General features: G+C 67.5%; 10 protein-coding genes and 3 rRNA genes. 8 read left to right on the top strand and 5 right to left on the bottom strand.

Going from position 1 to position 17,576, the window contains the following annotated elements; genetic code table 11:
• The first annotated feature begins 7 nt into the window (after nt 1-7).
• Nucleotides 8-1,621, top strand: a complete 1,614-nt coding sequence (locus TCUR_RS12960; protein WP_012852964.1) for a Na+/H+ antiporter — start codon at nt 8-10, stop codon at nt 1,619-1,621.
• 7 nt (nt 1,622-1,628) lie between these two features.
• On the opposite strand, the gene TCUR_RS12965 is transcribed toward TCUR_RS12960, so the two are convergent.
• The gene (locus TCUR_RS12965) at nt 1,629-2,555 is read right to left on the bottom strand and encodes an Lrp/AsnC family transcriptional regulator (RefSeq protein WP_012852965.1); all 927 of its coding nucleotides are present in this window, start codon (nt 2,553-2,555) and stop codon (nt 1,629-1,631) included.
• A gap of 631 nt (nt 2,556-3,186) precedes the next feature.
• Here TCUR_RS12965 and TCUR_RS12970 point away from each other — a divergent pair.
• The 3 genes from TCUR_RS12970 (at nt 3,187) to TCUR_RS12980 (ending at nt 6,762) form a co-directional block, all read left to right on the top strand.
• The gene (locus tag TCUR_RS12970) at nt 3,187-4,626 is read left to right on the top strand and encodes a GuaB1 family IMP dehydrogenase-related protein (protein ID WP_012852966.1); all 1,440 of its coding nucleotides are present in this window, start codon (nt 3,187-3,189) and stop codon (nt 4,624-4,626) included.
• A 207-nt stretch (nt 4,627-4,833) separates the two neighbouring features.
• The gene (locus TCUR_RS12975; protein ID WP_012852967.1) at nt 4,834-6,324 is read left to right on the top strand and encodes an LCP family protein; all 1,491 of its coding nucleotides are present in this window, start codon (nt 4,834-4,836) and stop codon (nt 6,322-6,324) included.
• 12 nt (nt 6,325-6,336) lie between these two features.
• On the top strand, nt 6,337-6,762 hold the full coding sequence (locus TCUR_RS12980) for a hypothetical protein (RefSeq protein WP_012852968.1): 426 nt from the start codon (nt 6,337-6,339) through the stop codon (nt 6,760-6,762).
• Between the two features lie 7 nt (nt 6,763-6,769).
• On the opposite strand, the gene TCUR_RS12985 is transcribed toward TCUR_RS12980, so the two are convergent.
• Nucleotides 6,770-7,150, bottom strand: coding sequence for a DUF5709 domain-containing protein (locus TCUR_RS12985; protein ID WP_012852969.1), 381 nt, complete (start codon nt 7,148-7,150; stop codon nt 6,770-6,772).
• 177 nt (nt 7,151-7,327) lie between these two features.
• Between TCUR_RS12985 and TCUR_RS12990 the strand changes: the two genes are divergently transcribed.
• The 4 genes from TCUR_RS12990 (at nt 7,328) to TCUR_RS28610 (ending at nt 10,105) form a co-directional block, all read left to right on the top strand.
• Entirely contained in the window at nt 7,328-7,618 is a 291-nt protein-coding gene (locus TCUR_RS12990) for a hypothetical protein (protein ID WP_012852970.1), read from the top strand.
• Between the two features lie 85 nt (nt 7,619-7,703).
• Nucleotides 7,704-8,759, top strand: a complete 1,056-nt coding sequence (locus TCUR_RS12995) for an enolase C-terminal domain-like protein (RefSeq protein WP_012852971.1) — start codon at nt 7,704-7,706, stop codon at nt 8,757-8,759.
• Nucleotides 8,756-9,328, top strand: coding sequence for a P-loop nucleotide/nucleoside kinase family protein (locus TCUR_RS13000; protein WP_012852972.1), 573 nt, complete (start codon nt 8,756-8,758; stop codon nt 9,326-9,328). Before TCUR_RS12995 ends, TCUR_RS13000 begins: the two co-directional genes overlap by 4 nt.
• Nucleotides 9,329-9,673: 345 nt before the next feature.
• Nucleotides 9,674-10,105, top strand: coding sequence for a TetR family transcriptional regulator (locus TCUR_RS28610; RefSeq protein WP_083790002.1), 432 nt, complete (start codon nt 9,674-9,676; stop codon nt 10,103-10,105).
• Nucleotides 10,106-10,742: 637 nt separating this feature from the next.
• Here the strand turns inward: TCUR_RS28610 and rrf are convergent.
• From rrf to TCUR_RS13015, 3 genes are all read right to left on the bottom strand, one after another.
• A 5S ribosomal RNA gene (rrf, locus tag TCUR_RS13005) occupies nt 10,743-10,859 on the bottom strand.
• 273 nt (nt 10,860-11,132) lie between these two features.
• Nucleotides 11,133-14,259 (bottom strand): 23S ribosomal RNA (locus TCUR_RS13010).
• A 479-nt stretch (nt 14,260-14,738) separates the two neighbouring features.
• A 16S ribosomal RNA gene (locus TCUR_RS13015) occupies nt 14,739-16,269 on the bottom strand.
• Together the 16S, 23S and 5S rRNA genes form the textbook arrangement of a ribosomal RNA operon.
• Between the last annotated feature and the right edge of the window lie 1,307 nt (nt 16,270-17,576).

Genomic DNA, 17,576 nt, shown 5'->3' on the forward strand with positions numbered 1-17,576 from the left:
GGAGACGATGAACGCGACACACGCGCTGTGGCTGCTGGCGGTGCCCGTCGTGGCGGTGGGGGTGGCGACCGCCGCCCGCCGGGCGGGGATGCCCTCTCCGCTGGCGCTGGTGGCCGCCGGGCTGGTGATGGCGCTGCCGCCCGGGATCCCGGAGTTCGCCCTGGACCCGGAGTTCGTGCTGTTCGCGTTCCTGCCGCCGCTGCTGTTCTCGGCGGCCTGGGAGAGTTCCCTGCCCAACCTGCGCGACAGCGGCCGGGCCATCGGCTACCTGGCGGTCGGGCTGGTGCTGTTCACCACCGTGACGGTGGGATACGCCGTCTACCTGATCGTCCCGGCCATGCCGCTGCCGGCCGCGTTCGTGCTGGGCGCGATCGTGGCGCCGCCGGATGCGGTCGCGGCGGTGAGCGTGGCCAAACGGCTGGGCCTGCCGCGCCGGGTGGTCACCGTGCTGGTCGGGGAGAGCCTGTTCAACGACGCCACCGCGCTGACGGCCTTCCGGGTGGCGGTCGCCGCGACGGCCGGGGAGGGCTTCACGCTGCTGAGCGGCGGCTGGGAGTTCCTGTATGCGGCGCTGGGCGGCGCCGCCATCGGGCTGGCGGCCGGACCGCCGCTGCAGTGGCTGCGCACCCGGCTGCGCGACCCGGTGGCCGAGAACGCGGTGGCGGTGCTGGCTCCGTTCGCCGCCTACCTGGTCGCCGAGGCGGTGCACGCCTCCGGGGTGATCGCGGTGGTGGTCAGCGGGCTGTACCTGGGGCACCGCTTCGCCAGGTCGCCGGCCTCGACCCGGGTGATCGGCCAGGCGTTCTGGAAAGTGACGATCTTCATCCTGGAGAGCGTGGTCTTCCTGCTGATCGGGCTGCAGCTGCCGGCGGTGATGGCGGGCCTGTCCGAACGAAGCCCCTTCAGCCTGCTGTGGTGGGCGGCGACGGTGTTCGGCGTGGTGGTGGCCACGCGTTTTCTGTGGGTGTTCGCCACGGCGCGGGCGCCGCACCTGCCGCTCCTGCGCCGGCGCGCAGCCGGCGGACGGCCCCGGCGGCCGATGTGGCGGGAGATGACGGTGGTGTCGTGGGCGGGCATGCGAGGAGTGGTGTCGCTGGCCGCCGCGTTCGCCATCCCCACGAACACGGCGGGCGGTGCGCCGTTCCCCGAACGGCACCTGATCTTGTTCCTGACGTTCACCACCGTGCTGGGCACGCTGCTGCTGCAGGGCATGACGTTCCCGGCGCTGATCCGGCGGCTGGGCGTCAACGACGAAGACGAACGCCGCACCGACGCGGTGTCCGAGGCGGAGGCCCAGCACATCGCCGCCAACGCCGCGCTGCGGCGGCTGGAGGCGCTGGTGGAGCAAGAGCGCGACCGCCTCGACGAACGGGTCGTGCGGCAATTGCGCGACCTGGTCGAGCACCGGCGGCTCAGCGCCTGGGAACGGCTGGGCGGGGCCGCCGGACCCGACGGCGCCGAAGTCCCCACCGGCGCCTACCGGCGGCTGCGCCGGGAGATGCTGGCGGCCGAACGGGAGGCGTTCGTCCGCATGCGCGATGAACGCCGCATCGACGATGAGGTCCTGGAGCGGGTGCTGACCGAACTTGATCTGGAGGAGCTCGCGCTGTCTCGCCGGTGACCGGCCCTCAGCCCGCCGCCCGGCCCGCCTCCTGGGGCTTGTCGGGCAGCTCGGCGGCGTAGGACTCCTTGATGACCTCCAGGTGGTGCCAGGAGTCCCGGACCGTCGCCCCGGGCACCGCCCGGATGGCGTCCAGGATGTTCACCAGCTCCTCGCGGGAGGACGCCTCGGCCAGCCCCACGATGTCGTAACGGCCGAACCCGGCGGCCACATAGCGCACCCCCGGCTGGGCGGCCACCGCCTCGGCCACCTTGCGCACGCCTCCGGTGTCGACGACCACCCCGAACCCGCCGAGCTCGGCGGCGCCGAGCGCCAGCGGGTCGGCCAGCCCGGTCACCTGGATCACCCCCGAGCGCATCAGCCGCACCACCCGGGCCCGCGTCGCGGCCTGCGACAGGCCGATGATCTGCGCCAGCCGGGTGTAGGGGGCGCGGCCGTCGCGCTGCAGCTCCTGCAGCAGGCGCCAGTCGATGTCGTCGAGCGCGATGTCACCGAGCTCGCGCACCACCGAGTAGGCGTCCCGCACGGTGGCCACCGAGCGGAACACCTCGGCCGACCGCACGCCCGCGATGGCCCGCAGCTGGTCCACCTCCGCGGCCAGGGCCTCATCGTCGCGGGTGCGCACCTGCGCCACCAGATCGCACGGCCCGGCGGTGAGCGCGGCGAAGCTGACGCATGGGCGCGCGGCGATGCTCTCGGCGGCCTGCCGGGCCGACCCGTCCACGGTGATCGACACATGACCGACCGCCTGGGTGCCCACCACCGCCGAATGCACGATGCCGACGACCCGCACGACCTGCGTCTCCAGCAGGTGCTGCACTCGGGCCCGCACCGCCGTCCGAGACAGCCCCACGCGGTCGGCCAGGGCCTGGAAAGTGGCCCTGCCGTCCCGCTGGAGTTCGCGGACGAGCACGGTGTCGACCGCATCCAGCACGGGTCTCCTCCTCGACTGCAATGAATCGCCTTGTCGCTGCCCGCAAGATCATTTCATTTTCGGGCCGCGACCCGTCAAATTCCGACTTGAACGTGTTCGTCCCCACACTCCGCCGCCGATGCGTCGGACGCACCGCCCGGGCGGTGCCGAATGTCGCGACGCCACCGGGCGCGCGGCCGTGGCACGGCACAGGCCGGCGCCCGACTGTGGCCGGGTCCACGCGGGCCGGCCACCGGTTCCCGACGCCCGTCCGGACCGACGGGGCACAGATGACCGGCACCCGGACGCCGTCCGGCGGCAGACCGTCCCCAGGCAGCACCGGGTACCGGCGCTTGACATACATGCGTCTCTCCCGGTGTTCACCTGTCGCCTCGCCCGACGGGACGACCGACCGCCTGAGGCACTTGTAAGAAACGTGCAATGAGGCGGCATTTTCGTCAAGAGGTAACACCAGAACCCGTGAAATCTCACCATCTCGCCACGCTGGGGGGCATGTGCGCCTTCACAAGCCGGTCAGGATCTTCCGTAACGTCGCCCCAGCGGGCCACCCGCGGCACGGCGGCGGGACGCCGCCCTCGCGCGGGCCTTCTAGACTGAAAACCTCCGGCCAGATGGGTGTGGGACTACGACCGTGCAGTTGCTGAACGGCGAGCGCATCGCTCACGACCTGACCTACAACGACGTCTTCATGATCCCCCGCCGCTCGTCGGTGGGATCGCGGCTGGATGTCGACCTGACCACGGTCGACGGCAGCGGCACCACCATCCCGCTGGTGGCGGCCAACATGACCGCGGTCTCCGGGCGCCGGATGGCCGAGACCATCGCCCGCCGCGGCGGGCTGGCGGTCATCCCCCAGGACATCCCCATCGAGGTGGTCGCCGACGTCATCGCCTGGGTCAAGCAGCGCCATCTGGTCTTCGACACCCCGATCCGGCTGTCCCCCTCCGGGACCGCCGGGGAGGCGCTCGGGCTGCTGCACAAGCGGGCGCACGGCGCGGTGATCGTGGTGGACGACGACGACCGCCCGGTCGGGGTGGTCACCGAGGCCGACTGCCAGGGCGTGGACCGTTTCACCCAGGTGCGCGAGATCATGTCCCGCGACCTGGTCACGCTGCCGGACACGCTGGCCCCCCAGGAGGCGTTCGACCGGCTGCACGAGCGGGGCCACCGCCTGGCCCCGGTGGTGGACGCCGACGGGCGGCTGGTGGGCGTGCTGACCCGCACCGGCGCGCTGCGCGCCACCCTCTACAAGCCCGCCGTCGACGCGTCCGGACGGCTGCGCATCGCGGTGGCCATCGGCGTCAACGGCGATGTGGCCGGCAAGGCCGAGGCGCTGCTGGAGGCCGGCGCCGACCTGCTGGTGGTGGACACCGCGCACGGCCACCAGGAGAAGATGATCTCCGCGCTGCGGGCGGTGCGCGCCCTGGACCCGCAGGTGCCGGTGGTGGCCGGCAACGTGGTCACCGCCGAGGGCGTCCGCGACCTGATCGAGGCGGGCGCCGACATCGTCAAGGTCGGGGTGGGCCCGGGCGCCATGTGCACCACCCGGATGATGACCGGGGTGGGCCGGCCGCAGTTCTCGGCGGTGCTGGAGTGCGCGGCCGAAGCGCGCCGGCTGGGCCGCCACGTGTGGGCCGACGGCGGCGTCCGCCACCCCCGGGACGTGGCGCTGGCCCTGGCCGCCGGCGCCGCCAACGTCATGATCGGCTCATGGTTCGCCGGGACCTATGAGTCCCCCGGCGACGTGCAGCACACCGCCGACGGCCGGCTGTACAAGGAGAGCTTCGGCATGGCCTCGGCCCGGGCGGTGCGGCTGCGCACCGCCGACGACACCCCCTTCGAGCGGGCCCGCAAGGCGTTGTTCGAAGAGGGCATCTCCACCTCCCGGATGTTCCTGGACCCCCAGCGGCCGGGCGTGGAAGACCTGATCGACTCGATCGTGGCGGGGCTGCGCAGCGCCTGCACGTACGCCGGCGCCCGGAATCTGGAGGAGTTCCACGAGCGCGCTTTGGTGGGCGTGCAAAGCTCCTCCGGCTTTGCCGAGGGCATGCCGCTGACCACCAGCTGGTGACCGGCGCCCGGACGCGCCGCCGGCCGGGTCAAAGATGATCGAGGCCGGTGAGAATCGCGCTTCCCAATTGCGTATTCTTACCTTCACGTGCACCTATACGGGAACAGTTCGCGTTTGGTGAAAAACCACGCAACCCGTGGAGCGGTCTTGCGCGTCCAGTAGGTAGGCGGTGGCTTATCTCACCGCGCCTGGGGGATCGGAGCTTACATGGCCAGGAAAGCGGCCCGTGGCCGCGCCTCGTCCCGTGAGACGGGCGACCCGAACGCCGGGAGAGCACGCACCCTGTCCGGCGCGCTGGGGCTGACGCTCGCCTCCGGGCTGCTGTGGGGCGTGGCGCACCTGTGGGCGGGCCGCCGGCTGGCCGGCGTGCTGCTGATGGCCCTGTTCATGGCGCTGGTGACCACCGTGGTGATCGCGGTGACCGTCTTCGGCGGCGACCTGACCGAGCTGGCCGTGCAGTCGCAGTGGCTGACCCGCGGCGCCGGGGCGCTGGCGGTGCTGGGCCTGGTCTGGGTCGCCGTGGTGATCCGCTCCTACCAGGTGGTGCGGCCCGCCGGGTTGGGCGCGCTGCGCCGCACCGCCGGCATCGCCGCGGTCACCGTGCTGTGCTCGCTGGTGGCCCTGCCGGTGGCGGAAGGCGTCCGCATCGCCCAGGACTCCAACCACACCCTCTCCAGCATCTTCCGCTCCGGCACCGCCGGCGGCCGCCGGATCGACCGGGACGACCCCTGGGACGGGCTGCGGCGGGTGAACGTGCTGCTGCTGGGCGGGGACGCCGGCCCCAACCGCATCGGGGTGCGCACCGACAGCATGACGCTGGCCAGCGTGGACACCCGCACCGGCGACACCGTCCTGCTGAGCCTGCCGCGCAACCTGGAGAACGTCCCGCTGCCGCCCGGCCCGGCCCGCGACCGCTTCCCCTACGGGTTCACCGGGGACGGGCCGATGACCCCGGGGCTGCTCAACGAGGTCTACGACTACGCCGAAAACCACCCCGACGTGGTGCCCGGCGTCCCCAAGGACCGGCGCGGCCCCGAGCTGATCAAGGGCACCTTCGCCGAGATCCTCGGCCTGCCGGTGCACTACTACATCCTGGTCGACATGCAGGGCTTCGCCGACCTCATCGACGCGATGGGCGGAGTGCGCATGACCGTGCCGGAGGACATCGTCTACGGCCGGTTCAGCGAGGGGCGCGTCAAGGCCGGCACCCGGGTGCTGTCGGGCAAAGAGGCCCTGTGGTACGGCCGCTCGCGCACCAACAGCGACGACTACGTGCGGATGGGCCGGCAAAAGTGCCTGCTGCGGGCGGTGGCCCGGCAGGCCAACCCGCAACTGGTGCTGACCCGCTTCCACGAGCTGGCCTCCGCCGCCCGCCGGACGATCTCCACCGACATCCCCGCCGAGCTGCTGCCGGCGCTGGTGAAGCTGTCGGCCAAGATGCGCGACGGCGCCAGGATCGACAGCCTGCAGTTCATCCCCCCGCTGATCAACACCGGCAACCCCGACTTCGAGCTCATCCGGAAGCTGGCCGCCGAGGCCATCGCCGAGAGCGAGCGGGCACGCGAGAGCGGCTCCCCCGCTCCCTCGCCGTCCTCGGCCTCCCCCAAGCCGGAGACCACCGCCGACCAGTCCTCTCCCTCGCCCAGCCCCTCTCCGCAGACCAAGCCGGTCTCGCTGGACGAGACCTGCCCGTCCTGATAGACCCGGGGCATGGAGCGCCGGTACCGCCTCCGCCAGATCGTCAACATCGTCAACGCCTCCACGCCGCTGGGGATGCTGCTGGCACGGGCCGGCGGCTCCGGCGGCCTGCGACGCGGCCCGCACGGGCTGCTGATCGGCACCGGCTACCGGCTGCCGCTGCCGGCCGCCCCGGCGTTCACGGTGGGCAACGTGGTGCTGGTGCGGGACGACGGGTCGATCCTGCGGCGGCGGCCCTCGCTGCTGGCGCACGAGGCGCGGCACGCCACCCAGTACGCCTGGTGCCTGGGGCCGGTGATGATCGTGCTGTACCTGGTGTGCGCGGGCCTGTCGATGGCGCTGTGCGGCGACCACGCCTCCTACAACCCCTTCGAACGCCGGGCCGGGCTGGAGGACGGCGGCTACCGGCGGCGCCCACTGCGCTTTGCGCGGCGCTGACCGCCGCTCAGCCCGGTTCGATGCGCATCGCGTCCTCCTCGGCCGTGTAGCCGCCGGAGTCGGGGCCGACATCGCGGGCGACGGCGTCCTCCTCGGTGTCGGGGTGGGCGCCCTCGTCCTCTTCAACGATCCGCCCGGCCGTCTGAGAGACGTCGGCCGTCTCATCGTCCGTCTGAGACTCGGGTTGTTCTCTGGCCAGCTTGTAGTCCATGGGCTCACCGGCGGCCTGTTCCCCGGCGGTGGTGCCGTACCGGTCGACGGCCACCGGCTCCTCGCCGGGCAGCGGCATCTCCTGGGGGTCCTCGGCCCACTGCTGCTGCGGAGTGCCGTCCTGCAGGTCGGGTATGCCCTCGTCCTCGAAACGGGACCGCGGATCAGGTTCGGTCATGGCGCCCTCCCGGTGCTCTGCCGAGGGGCCCTTACCCCCGCTGCGGCGATCAATCGCCGGTGGCTCCCGCAGCGAAGACCCGGCAACCAGCCGGGTTCGAGTCGCATCAAACGTTATACAGCCAACTTTGTTCCGCCAGACCACGAGACCCACAACGAACACGATTCGGGGGTAGCGATGGCACGCACGATCAGCGAGGAGCACATCGGCCTCGCCCACCTCGACGAACTGGGCCGGGAGCTGACCGACCGCGGCTACCTGACCATGATCGTCACCGCTGGGATTCCGCGCCTGGACGTCCTCAACCGCACCGACCCCGAGCGCCACGGCACCGTGCTGTGCGAGCGCGGCGCTCACGAGGAGGAACGCTGGTTCTGGTGGTCCTGGGCCGACCGCATCGCCCCCGTCACCGATCTGCGCCGGGCCGCCGACCTGATCGACCGTTTCCTGAGCGGCGCCGCGGGCTGATCAGCCGGGCCCGCCCCGTCCCTTCCGGTCCCCGCAAGGGGGATCATGGAGGTGAACGCGCAGGTGAACGGGAAGGCGGGTGCCGGTGCCTCGAATCCAGGACTGTCAGGCGTTCAAGGTGGCGATGCCGCGGGGACGGCGCCCGCAGAGCATCCTGGTCAGGCTGACCAACGAGGACGGCACGACGGGCTGGGGCGAGGTGGCCTTCCCCGAGCCGCCCGATTCCACCTGGGCCGACATCTCCGAACGGCTCGCCCCGGCGCTGCTGGGGCTGGAATGGGAGCGCCCGGAGGACGTGTCGGCCACCGTCGAGTTCGGCACCCGGCCGGCCGCCGCCGCGGTGGACATCGCCTGCTGGGACCTGTGGTGCCGCCTCAAAGGACTGCCGCTGGCCCACGCCCTCGGCGGCACCCGCACCTCCATCGTGACCGGCACCCGCATCGACACCGCGCCGTTCCTCATCGACGCCCTGATCAGCCGGGTCAACCAGGCGGTGGGCAGCGGCCACACCCGGGTGACGCTCAAAGTACGGCCCGGCTGGGACATCGAACCGGTACGGGCCGTACGGGCCGCCTACCCGGCCCTGGCGGTGGTGGTCGACGCCTGCGGTTCCTACACCGAGTCCGAGGAGCACCTGGAGACCCTGCAGGCGCTGGACGCCTACGGGCTGGTGGCCATTGAACGGCCCTTCCCCGCCGGGGACCTGGCCGCCCACGCCCGGCTCCAGCAGCGGCTGGAGACCGCGGTATGCCCGCAGATCAGCGATCTGGACATGCTGGAGGCCGCCATCGAGCAGCGCGCGGGCCGCATGCTGCACCTGGACATCAGCCTCATGGGCGGGCTGACCGCCGCCCGCGGCGCCCACGACCGCGCCTACGCCGCCGGCTGGGACGTGTGGTGCGGCGGCTCTGGAGCGTTCGGCATCGGCCAGGCCGCGGCGGTGGCGCTGGCCGGGCTGCCGGGCTGCACACTGCCCAGCGACGTCACCGACCCGGCCGGCGGACCGGCCTTCGTCTCCCCGCCGGTCCGCTCCCACGGCGGCGTGGTCGGGGTGCCGCTCACCCAGCCCGGCCTCGGCCACCAGGTCGATGAGGAGCGCATCGCCAAGCTGGCCACCGACACCCGGCGGATCCCCGCGTGAACGCCCCGGTCTGGGTGGTCGCCGGCCCGCCCGGCAGCGGCAAGAGCACCGTCGCCGACGGCCTGCTGGCCCGGCTGCGCCCCGTCCCCGCTCTGCTGGACAAGGACACCATGTACGGGTCCTTCGTGGCCGCCACTCTCGCCGCGCACGGACGCGACCAAGGCGAGCGGGAGGGCCCCTGGTACGACGAGCACATCAAGCGGCATGAGTACGCGGGAATGACCGCCACCGCCCGCCAGATCCGCTCCCACGGCTGCCCGGTGATGCTGTCGGGTCCATTCACCGGTCAGATCCACGACGCCGAGCGCTGGCGAGCCTGGGTGACGGAACTGGGCGGCCCGCCGGTGTATCTGGTGTGGATCCGAACCGACGCTGAAACCCTGCGTCACCGCCTCACGACACGTGGCTTGTCTCGTGATGCCGGTAAGCTGGCCGCCTTCGAGGACTTCCTGGCTCGGATGCGCCCTGGTGTTCCCCCGCCCGTGCCGCATCTGGAGGTCGATAATCGCCTGCCGGCTTCCTCGACGCTTTCCACCCAGCTCGATGCCTTGGTCGCCATGACGGGCTGAGGTGATCTCTGTTTCGTGTGGCGCGGCGTCTTTTGTCGGGGAGTGGGCTTCGATAACGGCTGCTTCCGCCTCGTCCCGGGCCTGGGCGTGCCGTTTCTTGACCGCAGGGCGCCCGGGTCCGGTCCCTGCTCGCAGAAGACGGCTCGGCGAGTCTGCACCGCGTTCTGTTCCAACTCGCTTTGTCGACTACTCGCTTTCACGGAGGTCGAAGCGGTGTCCACCAGGCGCCTGCAGCCCAGGAAAATCCCACGTCGGCAACGTGCGGTCGAGACCCGGCAGCGGCTGCTGAAGGCCGCTGCTCGCGTTTTCTCCGAGTAGGGGTACGCCGCGGGCACCACCAACCGCATCGCCGAGACCGCCGGGCACTCCATCGGATCCCTGTACCAGTACTTTCCGAACAAGGACGCCATCCTCGCCGAACCGGCCACCGCCCACGTCTGGGCCGGGATCGCGACGATGCGCCGCCGACTGGAGGAGCCGCTGCCCGAGTCCCTGGGAACAAGATCCGCCTGTTCTTCCGGGCGGTTAGCGACAGCCACCGCGACGATCCCCGCCTGCGCCGTGTCCTGTTCGGAGAGGCGCTGTGGCCGCCCGAGCTGTTGCGGGTGTTGCGCCAGGTCGAGGAGCGGGCGGTGGAGAGTGGTCACGGGCCTGTTGGAGAGCGGCCCGCGGGTGCAGGCGGCCGGCAGTTCCCTGGCGGCCGGCATCGAGTCCTTGGTGTGCTGGGTCATCAGCCGAGAAGAACTCCGCTCCCTCACCCTTGTGGGGAGGCGGTGACCATGCTGACCCCCCACCTCACCCGTCAGTCTGCCGAAGCGATGAGGGACCTCACCCCCACATGACACCGCCTCAAACCAAGCGGCAGAGCAAACAAAACCCAGCCTGAATCGGGGATCGGCACACCAACCCGCCCCCCCTCGCCCAACAACACAAAAAAAGGGGGGACCCCCGGTCCCCGTGCTTCCCGGAGCCCGTCCCTCTCAGCCCCGCTCAGGAGCCGAAACCCGCCCCCCGCTCACACGGTCGCAGACCCGCCCTCTGGGCTCTTCGAACGCACCCCCGCCCCTTTCTCAGCCCCACCTGAAATCCGGGGGCGGCACACCACCCCCGCCCCCCCCGAAAAGGGGGGTTCGACCCTGGGCTTCCCGAACCCAAAAACCCCCAGAAGCCGAAACCCACCCCCGCAGGCATGGCAAAAAGAGAAGAGGTCCCGCCCCCAGGCCTCCCGGAAGGGGAAACCCCGCCCGAAACCAGCAAGAAAAACCAACCCGCAAACACGACAACAACAAAAAAGAGGAGACCCCGCCCCACCACCCATAGGACCAGACCCCCTCCCACGAAAAACAAAAAAAGGACCCGCCCCCCTCGAGGGTTTTCACCCTCGAGGGGGACAGGCCCTTTTTCGACGTGTGTGTTCCGGCGGTGACCTACTCTCCCACACAGTCTCCCATGCAGTACCATCGGCGCTGGAGGGCTTAACTACCGGGTTCGGAATGGGACCGGGTGTTTCCCCTCCGCCATAACCACCGGAACGCCCAACCCCCACCCCAACCCCCCAAGAGGCCGACCACACCCTCCCCACTCCCCGGGGAAGGGGCCAGACCCACCGGCGGGCCGGTGAGGAAACCCATCATGGACGCTCCCCCCACCCCACACTACAAAACAGGGCGGGAACAGTGGGAACACTCGCTCACGCTGTTCACTTATCAACCAGGACCACACCCACCCCTTGCGGGTGCGGGGTTGTTTCCTGTGAACCACACAGGGACACGAACACCTGTTGACTGCCCAACCACCCAACGGTGTAGGCAAGCCACTCGGCTTATTAGTACCGGTCCACTCCACCCCTCACAGGGCTTCCATGCCCGGCCTATCAACCCAGTCATCTCCTGGGAGCCTTACCCCCACCCAAACGAGCGGGGAGGGAGACCTCATCTCGGGGCAGGCTTCCCGCTTAGATGCTTTCAGCGGTTATCCCTCCCGAACGTAGCCAACCAGCCATGCCCCTGGCGGGACAACTGGCACACCAGAGGTTCGTCCGTCCCGGTCCTCTCGTACTAGGGACAGCCCCCCATCAAGTCTCCTACGCGCGCAGCGGATAGGGACCGAACTGTCTCGCGACGTTCTAAACCCAGCTCGCGTGCCGCTTTAATGGGCGAACAGCCCAACCCTTGGGACCTACTCCAGCCCCAGGATGCGACGAGCCGACATCGAGGTGCCAAACCATCCCGTCGATATGGACTCTTGGGGAAGATCAGCCTGTTATCCCCGGGGTACCTTTTAGCCGTTGAGCGACACCCCTTCCACACGGAGATGCCGGATCACTAGGCCCTGCTTTCGCACCTGCTCGACACGTCCGTCTCACAGTCAAGCTCCCTTGTGCCCTTGCACTCACCACCTGATGACCAACCAGGCTGAGGGAACCTTTGGGCGCCTCCGTTACCCTTTAGGAGGCAACCGCCCCAGTTAAACTACCCACCAGGCACTGTCCCCCACCCGGATCCACGGGCGCGGGTTAGACGCTCGAAATGACCAGAGTGGTATTTCACCAACGACTCCACCCGAACTAGCGTCCAGGCTTCACAGTCTCCCACCTATCCTACACAAGCCACCTCAAACGCCAATACCAAGCTGTAGTGAAGGTCCCGGGGTCTTTCCGTCCTGCTGCGCGAAACGAGCATCTTTACTCGTACTGCAATTTCGCCGGGCCTGTGGTTGAGACAGCGGGGAAGTCGTTACGCCATTCGTGCAGGTCGGAACTTACCCGACAAGGAATTTCGCTACCTTAGGATGGTTATAGTTACCACCGCCGTTTACCGGCGCTTAGATTCTCACCTTCACCCCCGAAGGGGTTAAGCGGTCCTCTTAACGTTCCGGCACCGGGCAGGCGTCAGTCCGTATACAGCGTCTTACGACTTCGCACGGACCTGTGTTTTTAGTAAACAGTCGCTTCCCCCTGGCCACTGCGACCCCACCCAGCTCCCCCAGCACGTGGGTTCACCAGACAGGGCCCCCCTTCTCCCAAAGTTACGGGGGCAATTTGCCGAGTTCCTTAACCACAGTTCACCCGAACGCCTCGGTATTCTCTACCTGACCACCTGAGTCGGTTTAGGGTACGGGCCGCCGGCATGCTCGCTAGAGGCTTTTCTCGGCAGCATGGGATCACTCACTTCGCCTAAAACGGCTCGGCATCGCACCTCACCCTCAATGCGCGGCGGATTTGCCTACCGCGCGGGCCACATGCTTACCCCAGGACAACCACCGCCTGGGCTGAGCTACCCTCCTGCGTCACCCCATCGCTTACCTACTACCCCGTCGGGTCCCAGCCTCCCCGCAAACACCCACGACCCGAAGGTCGCAGGGGCGGTTCGGGTGGTTAGCATCCGGAGGTTCGATATGGGCGCATACCAGCGGGTACGGGAATATCAACCCGTTGCCCATCGACTACGCCTCACGGCCTCGCCTTAGGTCCCGACTTACCCTGGGCGGAACAGCCTGCCCCAGGAACCCTTAGTCATCCGGCGCACACGATTCTCACGTGTGACTCGCTACTCATGCCTGCATTCTCACTCCCGCAGCCTCCACCACTCGATCCCTCGGCGGCTTCACCGGCTACAGGACGCTCCCCTACCCACCCCGCGCCCTCCCAAGGAGAACACGAGATGCCACGGCTTCGGCGGTGTGCTTGAGCCCCGCTACATTGTCGGCGCGGAATCACTTGACCAGTGAGCTATTACGCACTCTTTCAAGGATGGCTGCTTCTAAGCCAACCTCCTGGTTGTCACGGCAACTCCACATCCTTTACCACTTAGCACACGCTTCGGGGCCTTAGCCGATGATCTGGGCTGTTTCCCTCTCGACCACGAAGCTTATCCCCCGCAGTCTCACTGCCGCGCTCAACTTACCGGCATTCGGAGTTTGGCTGACTTCGGTAACCCGGTAAGGCCCCTAGGCCATCCAGTAGCTCTACCTCCGGCAAGCACCACGCGACGCTGCACCTAAATGCATTTCGGGGAGAACCAGCTATCACGGAGTTTGATTGGCCTTTCACCCCTAGCCACAGGTCATCCCCCAGGTTTTCAACCCTGGTGGGTTCGGGCCTCCACACCGTCTTACCGGCGCTTCACCCTGCCCATGGCTAGATCACCCCGCTTCGGGTCCACAGCATGCGACTCAAACGCCCTCTTCAGACTCGCTTTCGCTACGGCTACCCCACACGGGTTAACCTCGCCACACACCATGACTCGCAGGCTCATTCTTCAAAAGGCACGCCATCACCAACCCCACCAAAGGCAGGGCCAACGGCTCTGACGGCTTGTAGGCATACGGTTTCAGGTACTCTTTCACCACCCCTCACCGGGGCACTTTTCACCATTCCCTCACGGTACTAGTCCGCTATCGGTCACCAGGAAGTATTTAGCCTTACCACGTGGTCGTGGCAGATTCACACGGGATTCCACGGGCCCCGTGCTACTCGGGACAACGCCCGGGAGCCGCATGCGTTTCGCCTACCGGACTCTCACCGTCTACGGTCGACCATCCCAGATCGTTCGGCTACACACACGGTTTCTCACTCCCCGCCAGGCCGGCGGACCCAGCTGGGCGCTCCCACAACCCCGCACACGCAACCCCCGCCGGGTATCACACGCGCACGGTTTAGGCTCCTCCGCTTTCGCTCACCACTACTCACGGAATCACAATTTGTTTTCTCTTCCAGCGGGTACTGAGATGTTTCACTTCCCCGCGTTCCCACCAACCGCCCTATACATTCAGACGGCGGCGACACCCCATGACAGGTGCCAGGTTACCCCATTCGGAAATCCCCGGATCACAGCCTGGTTGCCGGCTCCCCGAGGCATATCGCAGGCTCCCACGTCCTTCATCGGCTCCTGGTGCCAAGGCATCCACCGTATGCCCTTACCAACTTACCAACACCAACCCCTCCACAAAAAAGGGAGGAAACAGGTGGTCGGGCAATCAACAGATGCTCGCGTCCACTATGCAGTTCACAAAAAACAACCGGACAACCACACCCACACACCCCACCACCAGGCAGAGCGCCAGGCACGTGGCCCCGAACAGTCCGAGAAAACCAACCCCCAAAGAGGCCCGTTTCCTCAGGACCCAACAGTGTGCCCAACCCACCCAAGCCCCCGACACCGGAGGTTCCACACCCCGAACCCCACCCCCCGCACAGGGAGAAGCAAGGCTCCGACCCCTCAGTCAAGAGGAGCCATCCGACACCGTCGGATGCGGGTAGTACTGACCGGGCAGCAACCCAGGCAGGTTGACTAGCCAGTGTTCCACGATTTGCGAGCACCGGTCCGAGGCACCCACGGCCCCGTAGACCGAAACCCTGAACCACACCAACACCACACAAGTGCCGGCAGGTTGGACAAGTGCTCCTTAGAAAGGAGGTGATCCAGCCGCACCTTCCGGTACGGCTACCTTGTTACGACTTCGTCCCAATCGCCAGCCCCACCTTCGACCGCTCCCCCCCTTACGGGTTAGGCCACGGGCTTCGGGTGTTGCCGACTTTCGTGACGTGACGGGCGGTGTGTACAAGGCCCGGGAACGTATTCACCGCAGCGTTGCTGATCTGCGATTACTAGCGACTCCGACTTCACGAAGTCGAGTTGCAGACTTCGATCCGAACTGAGACCGGCTTTTAGGGATTCGCTCCACCTCACGGTATCGCAGCCCTCTGTACCGGCCATTGTAGCATGTTTGCAGCCCAAGACATAAGGGGCATGATGACTTGACGTCGTCCCCACCTTCCTCCGAGTTGACCCCGGCGGTCTTCCATGAGTCCCCGGCATAACCCGCTGGCAACATGGAACGAGGGTTGCGCTCGTTGCGGGACTTAACCCAACATCTCACGACACGAGCTGACGACAGCCATGCACCACCTGTCACCCGCCCCCGAAGGGACCCTGCATCTCTGCAGGTTTTCGGGTGATGTCAAGCCTTGGTAAGGTTCTTCGCGTTGCGTCGAATTAAGCAACATGCTCCGCCGCTTGTGCGGGCCCCCGTCAATTCCTTTGAGTTTTAGCCTTGCGGCCGTACTCCCCAGGCGGGGCGCTTAATGCGTTAGCTACGGCGCGGAATCCGTGGAAGAACCCCACACCTAGCGCCCAACGTTTACGGCGTGGACTACCAGGGTATCTAATCCTGTTCGCTCCCCACGCTTTCGCTCCTCAGCGTCAGAACAGGCCCAGAGCACCGCCTTCGCCACCGGTGTTCCTCCCGATATCTGCGCATTTCACCGCTACACCGGGAATTCCATGCTCCCCTACCTGCCTCTAGCCTGCCCGTATCCACCGCAAACCCACGGTTAAGCCGTGGGCTTTCACGACAGACGCGACAAGCCGCCTACGAGCTCTTTACGCCCAATAATTCCGGACAACGCTCGCGCCCTACGTATTACCGCGGCTGCTGGCACGTAGTTAGCCGGCGCTTCTTCTGCACCTACCGTCCAAACTTCGTCGGTGCTGAAAGGGGTTTACAACCCGAAGGCCTTCATCCCCCACGCGGCGTCGCTGCGTCAGGCTTTCGCCCATTGCGCAAGATTCCCCACTGCTGCCTCCCGTAGGAGTCTGGGCCGTGTCTCAGTCCCAGTGTGGCCGGTCGCCCTCTCAGGCCGGCTACCCGTCGTCGCCTTGGTAGGCCGTCACCCCACCAACAAGCTGATAGGCCGCGAGCCCATCCCCGACCGAACCCCCAAAAAGAGGGAACTTTCCACCCCCCACCATGCGACAGGAGGTGAATATCCGGTATTAGACCCAGTTTCCCAGGCTTATCCCAGAGTCGAGGGCAGGTTACTCACGTGTTACTCACCCGTTCGCCGCTCGAGTACCCCCGAAGGGGCCTTTCCGCTCGACTTGCATGTGTTAAGCACGCCGCCAGCGTTCGTCCTGAGCCAGGATCAAACTCTCCACCAAAGGCCACACACCCACCCGGCACAAACACCAGGTGAGCCAAACCTTCAGACGAGATCAAACGATCCCAACAACATCATCCTCTGACGAGGAACCACAACCCCCACCCACACCAGGCAGAGGCTGACACAAGGCACTGGCTTTTGACACACTGTTGAGTTCTCAAGAAACGGACACCCACCGGACCAGCGACCCGCAACCACGGGCCCCGACCCCGGGGCAACCCTTCAACACTACCGGGATCCTAGCCCCAGTCAAGAGACCGATCAAATCGACCTCACCGACCAGGAACCTCGCCCAGCCCCACACCCACACCCGCCGACACAGCCGACGAGCCGCAACGATCAAAGACCGAACCCGGTGTGGGAGTCCCGTCGGGCCGGCCACCTCACCCGGTGTCCCGCATCCCGTCTGGGCCCGCCTCTCCAGGATACCCCCGCCCGAACACCCCGTCGAACGAGATTCCCCAGAGAGACCCCCTCCTTCCAAGCCGGCCGCCTCACTACCGGCGGCCCCGCTCCCCGGAGGGCACGAGAACTCTAAGCAAGATCAACACAAACGTCAAACCAGCCTCAGCCGGCTCACCGTGCTCCCACGTGGCCCTCCCATCCCCATCCCCGCTGCTCACCCTCATTCCGCTTCCATCAACTGCCGAGGTCAGACGGCTAGGGGCAGTCGGATGGACTGTTCGGCCAAGGGCCGGCTGGCTCTTGGCGCCTCCAAGGCTGCTGTGCTCTCCGCCCAGCCTCTGATCGTGAAGCGCGTCGAGCTCTCCCGGTAGAGGCCTGGGATGTGTGAACGGCTCCGTCCCTCGGAGCCGCAGGCGGACGCCCGTATACCTGCGGCCTGTTTCTAGGCAGCGGGCAAGGATGCACAAGGGCTCCTGCCTTCTGCCCCGACCGACGAGCAGTGAGCGCTGACCGAACCGCTCCTGACATCAGAGCACTGAGGTTTTCAACAAAAGGAGAGCATGCTTCCCTGCCGTACCGACTCCCACCAGAGCGAAGACGCACCCAGCCGCCTCCCGTGAACGCTCCCGTCCCCGATGGCGACCACAGGCCTTCGGCACCTCCTGTGCCGTCCGCTCCCTGCCTTCGCCAGCGCTCATGCGCCAACCCCGGGTCGATGCCGCCTCTCTGCGGCACCGACTCCTTGTGAAAACCTCATTGGGCCTTTCCAACACCTGGTCCCGGCTGCCAGGGGTGGGAGCCCGGACGGCGCCCGGTGCCGTGCCTTCGCAAGTCGCAGTCTCGTCCCCGGGCGTGGCGACTACCTCGACCTGCAGGAACAGCGCCTTAGATTAAGGACTC

This window comes from Thermomonospora curvata DSM 43183, assembly GCF_000024385.1.
GTDB classification, from domain to species: Bacteria; Actinomycetota; Actinomycetes; order Streptosporangiales; family Streptosporangiaceae; genus Thermomonospora; species Thermomonospora curvata.